This is a genomic window from Mycobacterium sp. NGS27 (genome assembly GCF_059813005.1).
This window is the reverse complement of the sequence record NZ_JCALDT010000001.1, coordinates 165,249-183,897: the sequence shown is the minus strand read 5'-3', so window position 1 is coordinate 183,897 and position 18,649 is coordinate 165,249. Positions and strand designations below refer to the sequence as shown.

The window sequence follows — 18,649 nt, the reverse complement described above, 5'->3', positions numbered from 1 at the left end:
AGCCAGACTTTTCTTAGCTCAATTCCAAACGCAGAGCGAATTAACTCCACAGTAAATGCACAGTATTCTCACACCAAACTGGTGGCGTCCGAGGGCCGAAAACAAGAGAACTCTTGCCGGGTTGATTTCGTCTTGACCTGCGTTTTGGCGACCGTGGGCAGGCGATGAAGGCGTCGTTGCCCGGCGCGTGTTCGAGTGGCGACCAGTCAGCGGCGGGGATAAATTCTTGACGGTCGTCGCGATGTTTCGTGGTTGCTCCGCTTGCGGACGGTGCTTCCCCAGATCAGCGCTCTAACCAACGGAGGCATCGATGCTGCAGGAGTTCTGGCACAACTTCACCCATAACCTGTTCAAACCGCTACTGCTGTTCTTTTACTTCGGGTTCCTGATTCCCATTCTCAAAGTGCGGTTCGAGTTCCCCTACGTCATCTATCAGGGGTTGACCATGTATCTGTTGCTGGCCATCGGCTGGCACGGCGGGGAAGAACTCGCACAGGTCAGCGCATCGAGCGTCGGGGCCATCGTGGGGTTCATGGTCCTGGGCTTCGCACTGAACTGCCTGATCGGCGGCCTGGCCTACCTGGGCCTCAGCCGACTCAAATCCCTCCGAAAAGTCGATCGCGCAACCATCGCCGGCTATTACGGGTCGGATTCAGCGGGCACCTTCGCCACCTGCGTGGCCGTCCTGGCCGCGGTGAACGTCGCTTTCAACGCCTACATGCCGGTGATGCTGGCGGTGATGGAGATCCCGGGCTGCTTGGTCGCGCTGTATTTCGTGGCGCGACTTCGCCATCGGGGCATGGATTCCGCGGGCTACATGCCCGACGAGGCCGGCTACACACCGCCCGTCAAGGTCGGGGTCGGGCCCGGCACCGCCGCGCGTCCGCCGCAGGGCCAGAGCCTCGAGAGCCAGGAGGAAGCCGCCATCGAGCAGGAGCTGGAGCTCTCGCTGGAAAAGCTGGAACACGCCGATTGGGAGCCCGATCCGAGGCCTGCGCGCACCACGGGCAAGCGGGTGCCGATTTTTTCCCGGGAGCTGTTCCAGGAGGTTTTCCTCAATCCCGGCCTCGTCCTGTTGATGGGCGGCATCATCATCGGCCTGGTCAGTGGACTGCAGGGGCAGAAGGTCGTCGCCGACGACGACAAATTCTTCGTGCTGGCCTTCCAGGGCGTGCTGTGTCTATTCCTGCTCGAGATGGGAATGACGGCGTCGCGCAAGTTGAAGGACCTTCGCAGCGCGGGTCCCGGTTTCATCGTCTTCGGCCTGTGGCGCCGAATGTCTTTGCGACACTGGGCATCATCGTCGCCTGCAGCTACGCATCGCTGACCCACACCGACTTCAAGACCGGGACATACGTGTTATTCGCCGTTCTGTGCGGCGCGGCGTCCTACATCGCGGTCCCCGCGGTGCAGCGCCTGGCGATCCCCGAGGCGAGCCCGACGCTACCGCTAGCCGCATCCCTGGGCCTGACGTTCTCCTACAACGTCACCGTGGGGATCCCGCTTTACATCGAGATAGCCCGCGCCTTCGAGCACTGGTTCGGCGTCTGACCGCACGGACAACGCCGCTAGGCCAACAGCGTTCGCACCACCGCGTCGGCCAGCAGCCGTCCCCGCGGAGTCAGGACCAGCCTCTCACCGTCGGACACCAACAACCCGTCGGCAACCACACCCTGGGCGCGGCCGCGCTCGGCAGCGCTCAGCAGGTCAATTGGAAGGCCTTGACGCAGCCGGGTTTTCAGTAACACGTCCTCGGTGTGCAAGGTGTCGGCGTCGAGCTGCTCGAACCCGGCCACCGGCAGCGCCGCGGCGCCCAACCTCTCCGCATAAGCGTTGGGGTGCTTGACGTTCCACCAACGCGTCGTACCGACGTACCCGTGTGCGCCCGGCCCAGCGCCCCACCACTGGCCGCCGTCCCAATAGCCGAGATTGTGCCGGCACTCACCGCCGGGCCGCGACCAGTTGGACACCTCGTACCAGGACAGTCCCGCCTGCGACAGCCGCGCATCCACCAATTCGTAGCGATGCGCCAACACGTCGTCATCCGGTGCGGCCAGTTCGCCGCGCCGGACTCGCCGAGCCAGAGCGGTGCCGTCCTCGACCACCAGCGCATAGGCGGACACGTGATCCACGCCGGTCTCGACGGCGGTATCGACCGAGCGCAACAGGTCGTCGTCGGACTCCCCCGGAGTCCCGTAGATCAAATCGAGGCTGACATGCCCGAATCCCGCGGCCAGCGCCTCGCGGGCCGCGGCTGCTGACCGGTTCGGCGTGTGGATGCGGTCAAGGACACCCAGCACGTGCGGCGCCACCGACTGCATCCCCAGCGATACCCGGGTGTAGCCGGCCGCTCGGATGGCGTCGAAGAAATCGGGCCATGCCGACTCGGGATTGGCCTCGGTGGTGACCTCAACATCCGGAGCCAACGTGAAGTGCTGACGCACCATGCCCAGCAGCGTCGCCATCCGCGGTCCCCCGAGCAGCGAAGGCGTCCCGCCACCGACGAACACCGTATTCACCGGCGGCGCCTGCAATCTCGCGGCGGCCAGTTCCAGTTCCGCCCCCAGCGCGCTGAGCCAGGCGTCCGGATTCACGCCACCCAGCTCGGCCGGGGTGTAAGTATTGAAATCGCAGTAGCCGCAACGTGTTACGCAGAACGGGACATGCACGTAAATCCCAAACGGCCGCCCGGCGACCACCCCGATGTCGGGCAGGTCGACCGGCTTCTCGCGAATGGCCATGCCAAATGATCCCACGACGAACGTGTCGGCCCCGGGCCGTCGGTTCGGCTGCGGCACCCGCCGCCCTCAGCGAAGGATCGGATTGAAGGGTATGCGAGTGCGATTTACCAGAATTGCACGGTATTTTTAATCACCGTGAGCCGAGATTTGACCTGCTCGCACGGCCCTTCGGCATCCATGGCACAATGGTGGCGTGACTGTCGCCCAGCCCAGCCCGCACATGGTGCTCGTGGCGCGACGGCACATTGATCTCAAGCGCGTCTGCAGCTGTATCTGTCTGCCTTGACGTGGTAGACCCAGCCCCCTGTGTCTCCAGCTGGCCGAGGTTCCGCGCCGCCCAAAAGTGCCGGTGAACTGTGCTGGCCGCGCTGGCGATCTTGTTGAAGGAGAGAACTTCCGATGACCACCGCCCGACCCGCGAAGGCCCGTAACGAGGGCCAATGGGCACTGGGGAATCGTGAGCCGCTGAACCCGAACGAAGAGATGAAGCAGGCCGGCGCCCCGCTGGACGTGCGGGAGCGCATCGAGACGATCTATGCCCGCGACGGCTTCGACAGCATCGACAAGAGCGACCTGCGCGGGCGCTTCCGCTGGTGGGGCCTCTACACCCAGCGCGAACAGGGCTACGACGGCACGTTCACCGGCGACGACAACGCCGAATTGCTGGAGGCGAAGTACTTCATGATGCGGGTGCGCTGCGACGGCGGCGCGCTCTCGGCGGCCGCGCTGCGCACTGTGGGCCAAATCTCCACCGAATTCGCCCGCGACACCGCCGACATCACCGACCGCGAGAATGTGCAGTACCACTGGATCGAGGTCCAGAACGTCCCCGAAATCTGGCGGCGGCTGACCGAGGTCGGGCTGCAGACCGCCGAGGCGTGCGGTGACTGCCCCCGGGTGATCCTGGGCTCACCGCTGGCCGGGGAGTCGCTCGACGAAGTGCTCGACCCCAGCTGGGCGATCGAGGAGATCGCGCGCCGCTACATCGGCCAGCCCGACTTCGCCGACCTGCCGCGCAAGTACAAGACCGCGATCTCGGGCCTGCAGGATGTGGTGCACGAGGTCAACGACATCGCGTTCATCGGCGTCAACCACCCCGAGCACGGCCCCGGGCTGGACCTGTGGGTCGGTGGCGGGCTGTCGACCAACCCGATGCTGGCCCAGCGGGTCGGCGCCTGGGTGCCGCTCGAAGACGTGCCCGACGTGTGGAACGCGGTCACCTCGATCTTCCGCGACTACGGCTACCGACGACTGCGGTCCAAGGCGCGGCTGAAGTTCCTCATCAAGGACTGGGGCATCGAGAAATTCCGCGAAGTCCTCGAAACCGAGTACCTCAAGCGTCCGCTGATCGACGGCCCGGCTCCCGAGCCGCTGAAGCGCCCGATCGACCACGTCGGCGTGCAGCGGCTCAAGAACGGGCTCAACGCGGTGGGCGTCGCCTCGATCGCGGGACGGGTGTCGGGCACCATCCTCACCGCCGTGGCCGACCTCGCCGAGGGGGCCGGGTCGGACCGGATCCGGCTCACCCCGTACCAGAAGCTGGTCATCCTCGACGTGCCCGACGACAAGCTCGACGAGCTGATCGCGGGCCTCGAGGCGCTCGGCATGCACACTCAGCCGTCACATTGGCGCCGGAATGTGATGGCGTGCACAGGGATTGAGTTCTGCAAGTTGTCCTTCGCCGAAACCCGGGTCAAGGCGCAGTCTTTGGTGCCCGACTTGGAGCGCCGCCTCGCGGACGTCAACGAGCAACTCGACGTGCCGATCACCGTCAACCTCAACGGTTGCCCCAATTCGTGTGCGCGCATTCAGGTCGCCGACATCGGGCTCAAGGGCCAAATGGTCGACGACGGAAACGGCGGCTCCGTCGAGGCTTTCCAGGTGCACCTGGGCGGAAGCCTGGGCCTGGACAGCGGGTTCGGCCGAAAGCTGCGCCAGCACAAGGTCACCAGCGACGAGCTCGGCGACTACATCGAGCGGGTAACACGCAACTTCCTGAAATATCGCGGTGAGGGTGAACGTTTCGCACAGTGGGCTATGAGGGCAGACGAGGACGATTTGCGATGAGCGAACGAACGACCAGGCTTCCGGAAGCCGAGCTGCGCGCGCTTGCCGCTCGCGGCGCGGCCGAGCTGGAAGGCGCCACCGCCGCCGACGTGTTGCGGTGGACTGACCAGACATTCGGCGGCGTCAATGGGCCCCGCGGCTGGGCCACCTGCAACTATGTGGTGGCCTCCAGCATGCAGGAGGCCGTGTTGATCGATCTGGCGGCCAAGGCGCGTCCGGGTGTGCCGGTAGTGTTCCTGGACACCGGATATCACTTCGTGGAGACCATCGGCACCCGGGACGCGATCGAGTCCGTGTATGACATCCGGGTGCTCAACGTCACTCCCGAGCAGAGCGTCGCCGAGCAGGACAAACTGCGGGGCAAGGATCTGTTCGCGCGCGACCCGGGAGAATGCTGCCGGCTGCGCAAGGTCGAGCCGCTCGGCAAGACGCTGCGCGGGTACTCGGCGTGGGTGACGGGGCTGCGCCGGTCGGAGACGGCGACGCGCGCCAACGCACCGGTGGTCGGCTTCGACGAGGGCTTCAAGCTGGTGAAGGTCAACCCGATGGCGACGTGGACCGACGAAGATGTGCAGAACTACATCGACGAGCACGGCGTTCTGGTCAATCCGCTTATCTACGAAGGCTATTCATCGATCGGCTGCGAGCCCTGCACGGCCAAGCCGCTGGCGGGCGCCGACCCGCGCAGCGGTCGCTGGCAGGGACGCGCCAAGACGGAATGCGGATTGCACGCCTCTTAGCTCCCGCGTGCACCCCGGCGACCTCGGCGGTTACGCCGACGTCAGCGTGTTGTCATCTTCGTCGGCCCCGTGCGCGCGGCTAGCGTCGGCGGAATCAAGGGCGATCGGCGGAACGCGGGTGGCGCGCACGTAGACGGTGTCGCCGTCGCGCAGGGCCAGCGCCTCGGCGTCGCCGCGGGTGATCTGGGCGGTGAAGAAGCCGCCGGTGGCGGCACTGGTCAGCTCGACCCGTACCTCGAAACCCAGCGTGACCACGCGGTCGACGACGGCGCGCACCACCCCGACGGAATCGGCGGTGCCGTCCCCGCCGGCGATCGCCATCTGGGGGTTGCGACCCACCCGGATGTCGTGCGGGCGTACCAGGGTGCCGTTCAGGGTGGAGACCGCACCGAGGAACGACATCACGAACGCGTTCGCCGGGGTGTCATAGACGTCGGTCGGTGAACCGATCTGCTCGATGCGGCCCTGGTTGAGCACCGCGATGCGGTCGGCGACGTCCAATGCCTCGGCCTGGTCGTGGGTCACCAGCACCGTGGTCACGTGCACCTCGTCGTGCAGGCGCCGCAACCACGCTCGCAGGTCCTCGCGCACCTTGGCGTCCAGCGCTCCGAACGGCTCGTCGAGCAGCAGCACCTGCGGATCGACGGCCAGCGCCCGCGCCAGTGCCATCCGCTGGCGCTGACCGCCGGACAGCTGGTTGGGGTAACGGGCCGCAAGCCCGCTCAGTCCAACCACTTCCAGCAGATTGTCGACTTTGGCTTTGATCTCGGCCTTGGGTCGCTTGCGGACCTTGAGCCCGTAGGCCACGTTGTCGCGGACCGTCAAGTGCTTGAACGCCGCGTAGTGCTGGAACACGAATCCGATGCCGCGGCGCTGGGGGGGCACCCGGGTCACGTCGCGGCCGTAGATGGTGACGGTTCCGGTGTCGGGCTGGTCGAGGCCGGCGATGGTACGCAGCAGGGTCGACTTTCCCGAACCGCTGGGACCCAGCAAGGCCGTCAGCGAGCCGGTGGGCACGACGAAGTCGACGTGGTCCAGGGCGACGTAATCGCCATAGCGTTTGTTGGCATCACGCACGATGATGGCGAGGTCGTCGCGGTTGGAGCCGGCGTCGGTCACGGTCATTCCCCTCGTCATGCCTGTCTGGCCGCTCGTGTGCGGCGCGCGTCGAGCACCACCTGGAAAACCAACACCAGCACGGCGACTCCCATCAGCAGCGTGGACAGCGCATAGGCGCCGTACTCCGCGCCGCGGTTGTAGCGGTCGGAGACGAGCAGCGTCAGTGTCTGCGACTTCCCGGGCAGGTTCGAGGACACCATGAGCACTGCGCCGTATTCCCCGAGCGTACGTGCGATAGTCAACACGATGCCGTAGGTCAGGCCCCACCGGATGGACGGCAAGGTGATCCGCCAGAAGGTCTGCCACCACCCCGAACCCAGGGTGGCCGCCGCCTCCTCCTGGTCGGTTCCCAGCTCGTGCAGCACCGGCTCGACTTCGCGAACCACGAAAGGAAGCGTGACGAAGATGCTGGCGAGCACGATTCCGGGCAGGCCGAAGATGATCTTGAACCCGAGGTCTTGCTCCACGAACCCCAGCGCACCGGCCGACCCCCACAACACGATCAACGCGACGCCCACGATGACGGGCGAGACGGCGAACGGCAGGTCGATGACGGCCTGCAGCACGCCCTTACCACGAAACCTGTTGCGCGCGAGCACCAATGCCGTGGGAATGCCGAAGACGACGTTGAGGGGCACCACGATGGCGACCACGAGCAGCGTCAGATTCAGCGCCGATATCGCGGCGGGGGTGCTCACCCAGGCGTAAAACTGGCCGAGCCCGGGCGCAAACGTGCGCCACAGGATCAACGCCACCGGGACGACCAGCAGGACGAAGATGTATCCGAGGGCGATGAACCGCAACCAATAGCGCACTCCCGCAGACGATGTCATGCGGACAGCTCCTCTCGCTTGGCCGCGTGCCCGCCCACGATCCGCAGGATGAGCAGCACGACAAACGAAATGGCCAACAGCACAATCGATATCGCGGCGGCGCCGGTGCGGTCGTCGTTCTCGATCAGGGTGCGTATCCACTGCGACGACACTTCGGTCTTGCCCGGCACCGCACCCCCGATGAGAACCACGGATCCGAATTCGCCGATGGCCCGGGAGAATGCCAGGCCCGCACCGGACAACAACGCGGGCAGCAGCGACGGCAGCACCACGGAGGTGAAGATCTTCGGGCCGCTGGCACCGAGCGACGCCGCGGCCTCCTCGGTTTCGCGATCCAATTCCAAGAGCACCGGCTGGACGGCGCGCACCACGAACGGCAGGGTGACGAAGGCCAGCGCCACCGTCACACCCCATGACGTGTGCTGCAGGTGCAGGCCGACCGGGCTGTTGTTGCCGTACAACGCCAGCATCACCAGGCTGGCGACGATCGTGGGCAGCGCGAACGGCAGATCGATGATCGCGTCGACCAGCCGCTTGCCCGGAAAGTCGTCACGCACCAGCACCCAGGCGATGACCAGGCCGAAGACCAGGTTGAGCACGGTCACCCCGGCCGAGATCGTCAGGGTCACCCGGAACGACTCGACCGCGGCGTTCGAGGAGACCGCGAGCCAGAAGGCGTGCCAGCCGCCACCGGCGGATTGCCAGGCGATGGCCGCCAGCGGCAGCAGCACGATCACCGACAGCCACACCGTGGCCGCTCCGACCCGAAGGGCGGTGGTCCCGCGGCCGCGCCCGGGAAGCGGTCCCGGTGGTGCGTCACCGCTGAGCTCGGGCCGGATCGCCAGCGGGTCCGGCGTGATGGCCGTCATCCGGTCGCCTTCGTGTAGATCTTGGTGATGCTGCCGCTGTTCTTGTCGAACAGCTGCGGATCCGCCGTGGTCCAGCCGCCCAGGTCGGCGATGGTCCACAGTTTCGCCGGTACCGGGTACTGGTTTCGGAAATCGGCGGCGACGGCCGGATCGACCGGACGGAAACCGGCCTGCGCCCAGACCTTTTGGGCCGCGGCGGTGTATTGGAAGTTCTTGAAGGCGACGGCGGCGTCCAGGTGCGGGCTGGTGTTGACCACGGCCACCGGGTTGTCGATCTTGAAGGTCTGCGCCAGATTGATGTGTTCGACCGGCTTTCCCGCCCGCTCCGTGGCGATGGCCTCGTTCTCGTAGCTGATCAATACATCACCGCTGCCCTGGACGAAAACATCGGTGGCTTCGCGCCCAGATCCGGGGCGCAGTTTGACGTGTTCGGTCACCAGCTTCTTGATGAAATCCACGCCGGCATCACTATGGGCGCCCCCTTCGCTCTTGACGGCGTACGGCGCGAGCAGATTCCACTTGGCCGATCCGGAACTCAGTGGGCTCGGGGTGATGACCTCGACGCCCGGCCGCAACAGGTCATCCCAATCCTTGATGTTCTTCGGATTGCCCTTTCGCACCACCAGTGTGACAACCGAGCCGAACGGAATTCCCTTGGTGGCGTCGACATTCCAGTCCTTGGAAACCTTGCCGGCCTTCACAAGACGAGCGATGTCGGGTTCGACGGAGAAGTTCACGACGTCGGCCGGCTTGCCGTCGACGACGCCGCGGGACTGGTCGCCGGATGCCCCATAGGAAGTGACGACTTGCACGCCCTTTCCCTCATCGGAGGCATTGAACGCCGGAATTATCTTGCTCCACCCCGGTTCTGGGACCGAGTAGGCCACCAGGGTGATGCTGGTGCGCGCGTTGGCCAGCCCGCCGCCACCGACGGCATCACTGGCACCGCCGTGGCATCCGGCGATGAGGCCGGCAAGCAGGGCAAGGGCGAGGACGGGCCGCCACTGTGTTGCGGTCCTGATGTCCATTGAGGGCCTTCCGATGCGGAACGTAGGGGATTTCGGTCCCGTTTCTGCGGATAGGCACCTAGAACTTCAGGAGAATTCGATAACTCCAGACCAGACCGCGTACGGGTTTGGGAGTCAGCGACAACAGTGCACGAAGGGATAGCAGCCCGGAATGCCGAATGCCACGCGCATGGCGGGAAGCCTAACAGGAATTGACGTTGCCGCCACCGCGACGGGGGGCGACCGGGCCACGGCCCCTAGTGGTGCACCAGGTGGGTGACCAACCACGTGACGAGCACCAGCGCCACCAGGATGCCAAGGATCAGCGTCACGTGTGATCGAGGCATGCGCGTTACTCGGGCGCCCCGTCGGCGTGGCGGGCGCGGCGCATCAGTTCGATACCCTTGCCGAGTAGGCCATCCAACGCGGCCGCCACCGCGTAGGCCACCACCAGCACGATCGGCATGACCACCATGGCCTGCACTACGAAAGGAAGCCCCGAAAGCCAAAGCTCGTTGCCGTCCCACCAATTGAGGAACGCGTTCACGGGGCCCACCTTATTCGGCCCGGCTGCCGAAGACCAATGCGCGAAAGGTCGGCGCACGACTGCCCCGGCGCGCGCCACGCCACCTCGCCGAAAGGTTGGACGCGCGATCACTGAGCAGCGATGATGTCCAGATGGTTCTGCATGCCCAACCCGAAGACCAGCCGACCGACACCGCGCCCGAGGACGCGTTTCCCGCGGCCGCGTCGGCGGCGTCTTCGTCGATCGACTTGCGCACGGCCGGGCCGCTCGCTCCCAGTGCGGCCCTGCGGAATCCGTTTCCGCCGATCGCCGACTACGCATTCCTGTCGGACTGGGAAACCACCTGCCTGATCTCGCCGGCCGGGTCGGTGGAATGGCTGTGCGTGCCGCGGCCGGACTCCCCCAGCGTGTTCGGCGCGATCTTGGACCGCAGCGCCGGCCACTTCCGGCTGGGGCCGTACGGCGTCTCGGTGCCCTCGGCCCGCCGCTACCTTCCCGGCAGCCTCATCATGGAGACCACCTGGCAGACCCACACCGGGTGGCTGATCGTGCGTGACGCGCTGGTCATGGGGCCCTGGCACGACCTGGAGCGGCGGTCGCGGACCCATCGCCGCACGCCGATGGACTGGGATGCCGAGCACATCCTGCTGCGCACCGTGCGTTGCGTCAGCGGCACCGTCGAATTGATGATGAGCTGCGAGCCGGCGTTCGACTACCACCGCGTCGGCGCCGCCTGGGAGTACTCGGCCAACGCGTATGGCGAGGCCGTCGCGCGCGCCACCAAGGATCCCGACGCCCACCCGACGATGCGGCTCACGAGCAATCTGCGTATTGGGCTCGAAGGCCGGGAGGCCCGCGCGCGCACCCGGATGAAAGAGGGCGACGACGTGTTCGTCGCGCTGAGCTGGACCAAGCACCCGGCGCCGCAGACCTACCAAGAGGCCGCCGAGAAAATGTGGCAGACCACCGAGTGTTGGCGGCAGTGGATCAACATCGGTAACTTCCCCGACCACCCGTGGCGGGCGTACCTGCAGCGCAGCGCGCTGACGCTGAAGGGCCTGACGTATTCGCCCACCGGTGCGCTGCTGGCGGCCAGCACCACGTCGCTGCCGGAAACGCCGCAGGGCGAACGCAATTGGGATTACCGCTACGCGTGGGTGCGCGACTCGACGTTCGCGTTGTGGGGCCTGTACACACTGGGGCTCGACCGCGAGGCCGACGACTTCTTCGCTTTCATCGCCGACGTCTCCGGCGCCAACCACAACGAGCGGCACCCGCTGCAGGTCATGTACGGCGTGGGTGGCGAACGCAGCCTGGTCGAAGAAGAGCTGCATCACCTATCGGGCTACGACCACGCCCGACCGGTGCGAATCGGCAACGGCGCCTACGACCAGATCCAGCACGATATCTGGGGCTCCATCCTGGATTCCTTCTACCTGCACGCCAAGTCGCGCGAGCAGGTCCCGGAGACGTTGTGGCCGGTGCTGAAGAAGCAGGTGGAGGAGGCGATCAAGCACTGGCGCGAGCCGGACCGCGGCATCTGGGAGGTGCGCGGGGAACCGCAGCATTTCACGTCGTCGAAGGTGATGTGCTGGGTGGCGCTCGACCGCGGAGCCAAGCTGGCCGAGCGGCAGGGCGAGAAGAGCTATGCCCAGCAGTGGCGGGCGATCGCCGAGGAGATCAAGAACGACATCCTGCAACACGGCGTGGACTCGCGCGGGGTCTTCACCCAGCGCTACGGCAGTGACGCGCTGGACGCCTCGCTGCTGTTGGTGGTGCTGACGCGGTTCCTGCCACCGGATGACCCGCGGGTGCGCAACACCGTCTTGGCGATCGCCGACGAGCTCACCCAGGAAGGCTTGGTGCTGCGCTACCGGGTCGAGGAGACCGACGATGGGCTGTCCGGCGAGGAGGGCACCTTCACGATCTGCTCGTTCTGGCTGGTGTCGGCGCTGGTCGAGATCGGTGAGGTGCGGCGCGCCAAACGCCTGTGTGAGCGGCTGCTGTCCTACGCCAGCCCGCTGCACCTCTACGCCGAGGAGATCGAGCCGCGCACCGGCCGGCAGCTGGGCAACTTCCCGCAGGCGTTCACCCACCTGGCGCTGATCAACGCAGTGGTGCACGTCATTCGCGCCGAGGAGGAAGCCGACGGCTCCGGGATGTTCCAGCCGGCGAACGCTCCGATGTGACGTGGCGATCGCAAGCGCGGCGTGAGCCGGGCGAAGCGGGTCGCCACCATCAGACCCCGCAGCGCGTCAGCCGCGGCTGCTGAGCTTGTCCATGAGCGCGTGGGTGAGGTCGACGGCCGTCGAGTTGATATCGGCGTTCCCCGCGTCTGCCGGGGTATAGATCGGAATGAAGTCGACGGTGACCTCGACCAGGTAAGGCCCCTTGACGCCGAGGGCCCGCGCGGTGGGGATTGCGTTCAAACCCCCGTGTGGGCCGGACCCCATCGAAACGGTAGCCGCGACAACGGAATCCCGGACGCGTACGTCGGAGATGGCGTCCGAACCCCATATGTCGATGGGCTCGACGGTCAGCGTGGTGCCGTCGCACTTCTGCCACTGCGCGGTGAATTTGGCGAACAACGCGCTGGCGTCCTCGGTCGTGCGCAACGCCACGATGCCTTCCTGGATGCTGTCGACCTTCACGGAATCACCCTTGTGCACCCACATTTCGGCGGCAGTGTCTTGGATCGGCGCTGAACCATAGGTGCCCCGCTGCATCAGGTGAACGACTCCGATGCAGTCGGCGGGCTGGCCGTTGTCCCAGTTGCTTCCCAACTTGTCCGTGCCCCCGAACTCCGAGTAGTGCGGGTAGGGCTGAAACGGCTGACCGAGCAGCCTTGCCAGCGCGGTGCCGTCGAACAAGGCCCGCTTGATGGCCGGCACCCGCCCCGCGTCCGGCGCCAGAGTGGCTGTGCCAGAAGTGGTTTTGGTGCACCCGCTCGCCAGCAGCACCGCAACCAAAGCGGCCAGCGGGCGCCCGCTGCTTGTCACTTCGTTCCTTGCCTCCCCGGCGCGACGTCAGCCCAGCGCGCTGACTTTGTCCATCAGGGCGTGCGCCACGTCGATCGCGCTGGAGTTGATGTCCGCCGATCCCGGGTCAGAGGACCGGCGTCCGCCGAAGAACACCACCTGCACCTCGACGAGGCAGTTCGACCGGATGCCGATGGCGCGTGCCTGCGGGGTCGGTCGCAGGGGCGGCATGTTGGGCAGTATGGATGTCGCGGTTTTGGTTGCCGCGACGGTGGATTCGGTGGCGCGGACATCGCTGATGACGTTCGTGGTGCTGATCGGACCGGACTGTTCCGACGTCGTCATGCCGTTGCACTGCTGCCACTGCCCCGAGAACTGAGCGAACAGCGCCCGGGCCTGCGTGGCCGACGGAAGCGTGACCACGCCCTCCTCGACCACGATCACCTGCGCCGGTTGGCCGTTGTTCCACCACGACTCCGACGCAACATCTTTCACGTCGGCCGACCGGTACACGCCCTGCTGCAACATCGCCGTCACCCCCAGGCAGCCGGCCTGCGTTGTCGATCGCTTGACCTGATAAAGCTTTTCGGGCCCGCCGAATGAGGCCGGATCACGCGCCACGAAGGTCTGATCGAGCATCCGCGACAGCGTCGCGCCGTCGAGGAGCACCTGCTTGACCGTCGCGCCGCTGAGCGGTGCCGGCTTCAGGTTCGCCGCCGGCTTCGCCGTGCCGGCCACGACGTCACCGCAGCCCGTCGCCACTGCGGCGACGGCCATCAGCACCGTCGCCATTCCCCGCATTCGCATGGTTATTTCTTGCCCTTGTCCCCCGCGGCGTCGGCGGAAAGCGCCGCGACGAACGCCTCCTGTGGCACATCGACGCGCCCGATGGTCTTCATCCGCTTCTTGCCTTCCTTCTGCTTTTCCAGAAGCTTGCGTTTACGGGTGATGTCGCCGCCGTAGCACTTGGACAACACGTCCTTGCGGATCGCGCGGATGTTCTCGCGCGCAATGATTTTCGATCCGATGGCGGCCTGGACGGGCACCTCGAACTGCTGGCGCGGGATGAGCTCTTTGAGCTTGGTGGTCATCTTGTTGCCGTAGGCCGATGCCCCGTCCTTATGAACGATCGCGCTGAACGCGTCGACCGCCTCGCCCTGCAACAGGATGTCGACCTTGACCAGTTGAGCCTCTTGCTCGCCGGCCTCCTCGTAGTCGAGGCTGGCGTAGCCCCGGGTGCGCGACTTCAGCGAGTCGAAGAAGTCGAAGATGATCTCGCCCAACGGCATGGTGTAGCGCAACTCGACCCGTTCGGGTGACAGGTAATCCATGCCGCCCAGCTCGCCGCGACGCGACTGGCACAGTTCCATGATGGTGCCGATGAATTCGCTGGGGGCGATGATCGTGGTCTTGACCACCGGCTCGTATACCTCGCGGATCTTGCCCTCCGGCCAGTCCGACGGGTTGGTCACCCAGATCTCGGTGCTGTCCTCCTTGATCACGCGATAGACCACGTTGGGCGACGTCGAGATCAGGTCCAGATTGAACTCGCGCTCCAGGCGCTCACGGGTGATCTCCATGTGCAGCAGACCCAAGAAGCCGCAACGGAATCCAAAGCCCAGCGCCACCGATGTCTCCGGCTCGTAGGTCAGGGCGGCGTCGTTGAGTTGCAGGCGGTCCAGGGCGTCGCGCAGAACCGGGTAGTCCGAACCGTCCACCGGATACAGGCCTGAGTAGACCATCGGCTTGGGTTCGCGGTATCCGGTCAGCGCTTCGGCGGCACCGTGGCGTGCCGTCGTCACGGTGTCACCCACCTTGGATTGGCGGACGTCTTTGACGCCGGTGATGAGGTAACCCACTTCCCCCACGCCCAGGCCGTCGCTGGCCTTCGGCTCCGGCGAGACGATGCCGACCTCGAGCAGTTCGTGGGTGGCGCCGGTGGACATCATCGCGATGCGCTCGCGCGGGGTGATCTTGCCGTCGACCACCCGGACGTAGGTCACCACACCGCGGTAGATGTCGTAGACGGAGTCGAAGATCATGGCGCGCAGCGGCGCGTCGGCCTCACCCTGCGGGGGTGGCACCTCGCGCACCACGTGATCGAGCAGGTCGGCGACGCCGTCTCCGGTCTTGCCGGAGACCCGCAGCACGTCGCCCGGCTCGCAACCGATGATGTGGGCGATCTCGGCGGCGTAGCGATCCGGGTCGGCCGCCGGCAGGTCGATCTTGTTCAGCACCGGAATGATGTGCAGGTCGCGGTCCAGCGCCAAGTAGAGGTTGGCGAGGGTCTGCGCCTCGATGCCCTGTGCGGCGTCGACCAGCAGCACCGCGCCCTCGCATGCCTCCAGCGCGCGCGACACCTCGTAGGTGAAGTCGACGTGGCCGGGGGTGTCGATCAGGTGCAGCACGTAATCTTTTCCGGCGTCGGGGCCGCCGGTGACTTTCCACGGCAGGCGCACGTTCTGGGCCTTGATGGTGATCCCCCGCTCGCGCTCGATGTCCATCCGGTCCAGATACTGGGCGCGCATCGACCGCTCGTCGACGACGCCGGTGAGCTGGAGCATCCGGTCGGCGAGCGTGGACTTGCCGTGGTCGATGTGGGCGATGATGCAGAAGTTCCGAATCTGCGCCGGCGCTGTGAAGGTCTTGTCGGCGAAACTGCTGATGGGAATCTCCTGGTGCGTGCAAGCTTGACGGGGTGCTTTGCCGCCGTTTCTAAGGCGGTTCGCGGGTATGTCCAGCGTATCCAGACCGGGCCGCGCTGACCTACTTGGACACAATCGCACCCCGCCCCTCGCGTCTATGCTGCGAATATGGCGTCCCCCCGGAAATCCCAGTGGAAGACGTTTCAGCGGTTCGCCGAGAATCTGGTGTTCAACAACGCCCCTCGCCTGGCCCGGCAGGTGCAGAATTCCCAAACCGTGCTGCGTGAGCTGCAGCAGGCGGTGCGGATCACCGCGAACGTGATCGCCGCGGTGTCGCCGGCACCCGCCGATACGCCCGTCACCGGCCGGCCGGTGACCAACGCCAGCCTGCCGACCGCGCAGCGGGCCCGCAAGCTGGTGTACGCGCCGAGCCTGGACGGCCGGGCCGATCCGGGCGAGATCGTCTGGACGTGGGTGGTCTACGAGGACGACCCCACCCGGGGCAAGGACCGCCCCGTCCTGGTGGTGGGACGGGACCGCAGCGTCTTGCTGGGGTTGATGGTGTCCAGCCAGGAGCGTCACGCCGCGGATCACGACTGGGTTGGAATCGGTTCTGGCCCTTGGGATTACGAGGGCAGACGAAGTTGGGTCCGGCTGGACCGGGTGCTCGACGTGCCCGAAGAGGGCATTCGGCGTGAAGGAGCCATCCTGGATCGCGAGATCTTCGATGTGGTCGCCGCGCGGCTGCGTGCCGAGTACTCCTGGCGCTAGTGCGCCGCCGAGCGTGCACTCAGGGCGTTAGTGCGCCGCCGAGCGTGCATTCAGGGCGAGAAAACGCCGAGATTTTCGCCGTGAGTGCACGTTCGGCGAGTGACGCCGGCGAGCGGAGCCGCGCGAGTGGGCCGCGCGAGCGGCGCCGCGAGTGGCGCCGCGCGAGTGGCGCCGGAGAAGCGCTCGTTCAGCCCTGGGTGATGTAGGACTGCAGCTGCCGCTGCTCTGCCTCGAGTTCTTCCAGCCGGGTCTTCACCACGTCACCGATGCTGACGATGCCGATCAGCTTCTTGCCGTCCAGGACCGGCACGTGCCGCACCCGGTTCTTGGTCATCAACACGCTGATGGCGTCGACCTCGTCGGTCTTGCTGCAGGTCGCCAGCATCGAGGTCATGATCTTGGATACCGGGCGAGACAGCACGCTGGCGCCGTGCGTATGCAGCTGGCGCACCACGTCGCGTTCCGACACGATGCCCACCACACCCTCGTCGCCGACCACCACCATGGCGCCGATGTTCTGGTCGCTCAGCCCCGCAAGCAGCTCGCGAACCGTCGCGTCCGGGTTGATGGTCACCACCGCCGCGCCCTTGTTCCGCAAGACGTCCGCTATCCGCATGGGGCCTCCAGCCGGGTTGTGATCCGCTTCACATCAGGCTACGGCTTCCTCGCGCGGCGGGAAAGCCGCCAAGAGAACCTGCAAACAGATCGTGTCCAAATCGGTGAAAGCGCCGCTGATCGGGCGATTGGACCCCTGCGGGCACGCCGGGGCTTGCAAGATAGGGCCATGATCGAGGTCACGCTGCTGGGTACCGGAAGTCCGATCCCCGATCCGAACCGCGCCGGACCCTCAACCCTGGTGCGCGCCGGAGGGCAGGCGTTCCTGGTCGATTGCGGGCGCGGCGTGCTGCAGCGCGCCGCCGCAGTAGGGGTCGGCGCGGCCGGATTGTCGGCGTTGCTACTCACCCACCTGCACAGCGACCACATCGGAGACCTCGGCGACGTGCTCATCACCCGGTGGATCAGCACTTTCACGCCCAATCCCCCGCCGCTGCCCATCATCGGACCCCCCGGCACCGCCGAGGCGGTCGCGGCGACGTTGAACGCGTTCCGCCACGACATCGGCTACCGGATCGCCCACCACCAGGACATCAGCGAGCCGCCGGCGGTGGACGTCCACGAATACACCGAGGGCCCCGTCTGGGATCGCGACGGGGTAACCATTCGCACGGCCCCCACCGACCACCGGCCGGTGTCCCCGACCATCGGCTTTCGGGTCGAATATCAGGGCGCCTCGGTGGTGCTCGCCGGTGACACCGTCCCGTGCGCCGGCCTGGACGAGCTGGCGGCAGGTGCCGACGCGCTGGTGCACACCGTTATCCGCAAGGACATCGTCGCCACCATCCCCCAGCAGCGGCTGCAGGACATCTGTGACTACCACTCGTCGGTGGAGGAAGCGGCGGCGACCGCGGCCCGGGCCGGGGTGGCCACCCTGGTGATGACGCATTACGTCCCCGCACCGGTGCCCGGCCAGGAAGAACAATGGCGTGCGCTGGCGGCCACGAATTTCGGTGGACGCATCGAACTCGGTGACGATTTGCACCGGGTCCAGATCGACGCACACACGTGACGGCCGCCGCTTTATCGGTCTGCCGAACCTCGTTGCGCCGCAGGGGATAACGCAAAGCTTGCCACCATCATCCAGGTCAGCGCCAGCACCCGCGCGACCGGCAAAATGACGCCTAGCGCCGGCCAGATCAGCACCACCGCCGCCGCCTCGGCGAGAACGGCCGTCGCCAAACCGATCCCGGCGAGCGGTTTGGGCAGCACTGCCCTCCCGGAGGCCGCGATCGCGCCGACCAGCAGGCCCAACGCCACGATGTGCGCCGGACCGCCTGTGAGAAACACCAGCAAGTAAAGCGCCCTCACCAATGCCTGGTTCGCCCCCACTTCCGGTATCGACAACGTCCAGCCCAGCAGCCCGGCCAGGCCGAGCGCACCGGCGGCCAGGACGCCACCGGTCAGCGCGACCGACGCGGATCCGGCCCTCGCCCCGAGTTGCCGCAACCGGGCACCGGCGATCGCACCGTAGAGCGCCAGCGGCACCGAGGACACAAACGTCCCGACGGCGATGATCCGTACGGCCGCCGGCTGAGCCCGGACGTAGTTCGTGACGGCGGCCGGCGGGCCGTATGGCAACGGCATGACGCCGCCTACGGCGACCCCGATGGCGATGCCGCCGACGAGCAGCGCGATGCAGCCCAGGGACAGCGGCGCAAGGGGCCACCCGCTACGACTTGGGTTCCCGTCGCGCCGAGCCGCGACCCCGGCCGAATCGTTCATTCCCGCAACGCTA

General features: G+C 66.5%; 16 protein-coding genes and 2 pseudogenes. 7 read left to right on the top strand and 11 right to left on the bottom strand.

What is annotated here, in order from left to right; translation table 11 throughout:
* Window positions 1-310 precede the first annotated feature (310 nt).
* Window positions 311-1,551, top strand: a pseudogene (locus AC5Y30_RS00775) (sodium-dependent bicarbonate transport family permease).
* Window positions 1,552-1,568: 17 nt separating this feature from the next.
* Here the strand turns inward: AC5Y30_RS00775 and hemW are convergent.
* Window positions 1,569-2,741 (bottom strand): radical SAM family heme chaperone HemW, encoded by a 1,173-nt coding sequence (hemW, locus tag AC5Y30_RS00770; protein WP_499915462.1) that lies wholly within the window; start codon window positions 2,739-2,741, stop codon window positions 1,569-1,571.
* Between the two features lie 220 nt (window positions 2,742-2,961).
* Between hemW and AC5Y30_RS00765 the strand changes: the two genes are divergently transcribed.
* From AC5Y30_RS00765 to AC5Y30_RS00755, 3 genes are all read left to right on the top strand, one after another.
* Window positions 2,962-3,027: an Ms4527A family Cys-rich leader peptide gene (locus tag AC5Y30_RS00765; protein WP_353852123.1), complete on the top strand. Its 66-nt coding sequence runs from the start codon at window positions 2,962-2,964 to the stop codon at window positions 3,025-3,027.
* 113 nt (window positions 3,028-3,140) lie between these two features.
* Entirely contained in the window at window positions 3,141-4,808 is a 1,668-nt protein-coding gene (locus AC5Y30_RS00760; RefSeq protein WP_499915461.1) for a nitrite/sulfite reductase, read from the top strand.
* Window positions 4,805-5,548, top strand: coding sequence for a phosphoadenylyl-sulfate reductase (locus AC5Y30_RS00755; RefSeq protein ID WP_499915460.1), 744 nt, complete (start codon window positions 4,805-4,807; stop codon window positions 5,546-5,548). The genes AC5Y30_RS00760 and AC5Y30_RS00755 overlap by 4 nt, the downstream gene beginning before the upstream one ends.
* A gap of 30 nt (window positions 5,549-5,578) precedes the next feature.
* Here AC5Y30_RS00755 and AC5Y30_RS00750 read toward each other — a convergent pair whose 3' ends face one another.
* The 5 genes from AC5Y30_RS00750 to AC5Y30_RS00730 form a co-directional block, all read right to left on the bottom strand.
* Window positions 5,579-6,673 carry a sulfate/molybdate ABC transporter ATP-binding protein gene (locus AC5Y30_RS00750; RefSeq protein ID WP_499915458.1) on the bottom strand — a complete coding sequence of 365 codons (1,095 nt, stop codon included), beginning with the start codon at window positions 6,671-6,673 and terminating at the stop codon, window positions 5,579-5,581.
* An 8-nt stretch (window positions 6,674-6,681) separates the two neighbouring features.
* On the bottom strand, window positions 6,682-7,500 hold the full coding sequence (cysW, locus tag AC5Y30_RS00745; RefSeq protein WP_499915456.1) for a sulfate ABC transporter permease subunit CysW: 819 nt from the start codon (window positions 7,498-7,500) through the stop codon (window positions 6,682-6,684).
* Window positions 7,497-8,369 (bottom strand): sulfate ABC transporter permease subunit CysT, encoded by an 873-nt coding sequence (gene cysT / locus AC5Y30_RS00740; protein ID WP_499915454.1) that lies wholly within the window; start codon window positions 8,367-8,369, stop codon window positions 7,497-7,499. The genes cysW and cysT overlap by 4 nt, the downstream gene beginning before the upstream one ends.
* Complete coding sequence (locus AC5Y30_RS00735; protein WP_499915452.1) at window positions 8,366-9,397, bottom strand: sulfate ABC transporter substrate-binding protein; 1,032 nt, start codon at window positions 9,395-9,397, stop codon at window positions 8,366-8,368. The genes cysT and AC5Y30_RS00735 overlap by 4 nt, the downstream gene beginning before the upstream one ends.
* A 331-nt stretch (window positions 9,398-9,728) precedes the next feature.
* On the bottom strand, window positions 9,729-9,932 hold the full coding sequence (locus AC5Y30_RS00730) for a hypothetical protein (protein ID WP_499915450.1): 204 nt from the start codon (window positions 9,930-9,932) through the stop codon (window positions 9,729-9,731).
* Between the two features lie 122 nt (window positions 9,933-10,054).
* On the opposite strand from AC5Y30_RS00730, the gene AC5Y30_RS00725 reads away from it, so the two are divergent.
* Window positions 10,055-12,091, top strand: coding sequence for a glycoside hydrolase family 15 protein (locus tag AC5Y30_RS00725; protein ID WP_499915448.1), 2,037 nt, complete (start codon window positions 10,055-10,057; stop codon window positions 12,089-12,091).
* A 66-nt stretch (window positions 12,092-12,157) separates the two neighbouring features.
* On the opposite strand, the gene AC5Y30_RS00720 is transcribed toward AC5Y30_RS00725, so the two are convergent.
* From AC5Y30_RS00720 to lepA, 3 genes and pseudogenes are all read right to left on the bottom strand, one after another.
* Window positions 12,158-12,901, bottom strand: coding sequence for a sensor domain-containing protein (locus tag AC5Y30_RS00720; RefSeq protein ID WP_499915446.1), 744 nt, complete (start codon window positions 12,899-12,901; stop codon window positions 12,158-12,160).
* Window positions 12,902-12,928: 27 nt separating this feature from the next.
* Window positions 12,929-13,687, bottom strand: coding sequence for a sensor domain-containing protein (locus AC5Y30_RS00715; protein WP_499915444.1), 759 nt, complete (start codon window positions 13,685-13,687; stop codon window positions 12,929-12,931).
* A 2-nt stretch (window positions 13,688-13,689) separates the two neighbouring features.
* Window positions 13,690-15,712, bottom strand: a pseudogene (lepA, locus tag AC5Y30_RS00710) (translation elongation factor 4).
* On the opposite strand from lepA, the gene AC5Y30_RS00705 reads away from it, so the two are divergent.
* Window positions 15,694-16,296: a type II toxin-antitoxin system PemK/MazF family toxin gene (locus AC5Y30_RS00705; protein WP_499915442.1), complete on the top strand. Its 603-nt coding sequence runs from the start codon at window positions 15,694-15,696 to the stop codon at window positions 16,294-16,296. The pseudogene lepA and the gene AC5Y30_RS00705 sit on opposite strands and share 19 nt — an antisense overlap.
* A 187-nt stretch (window positions 16,297-16,483) precedes the next feature.
* Here the strand turns inward: AC5Y30_RS00705 and AC5Y30_RS00700 are convergent, their stop codons facing one another.
* Window positions 16,484-16,912: a CBS domain-containing protein gene (locus tag AC5Y30_RS00700; RefSeq protein WP_499915440.1), complete on the bottom strand. Its 429-nt coding sequence runs from the start codon at window positions 16,910-16,912 to the stop codon at window positions 16,484-16,486.
* A gap of 168 nt (window positions 16,913-17,080) precedes the next feature.
* On the opposite strand from AC5Y30_RS00700, the gene AC5Y30_RS00695 reads away from it, so the two are divergent.
* Window positions 17,081-17,923, top strand: a complete 843-nt coding sequence (locus tag AC5Y30_RS00695; RefSeq protein ID WP_499915438.1) for a ribonuclease Z — start codon at window positions 17,081-17,083, stop codon at window positions 17,921-17,923.
* Between the two features lie 11 nt (window positions 17,924-17,934).
* Here AC5Y30_RS00695 and AC5Y30_RS00690 read toward each other — a convergent pair whose 3' ends face one another.
* Window positions 17,935-18,636, bottom strand: coding sequence for a hypothetical protein (locus tag AC5Y30_RS00690; RefSeq protein ID WP_499915436.1), 702 nt, complete (start codon window positions 18,634-18,636; stop codon window positions 17,935-17,937).
* Window positions 18,637-18,649 lie beyond the last annotated feature (13 nt).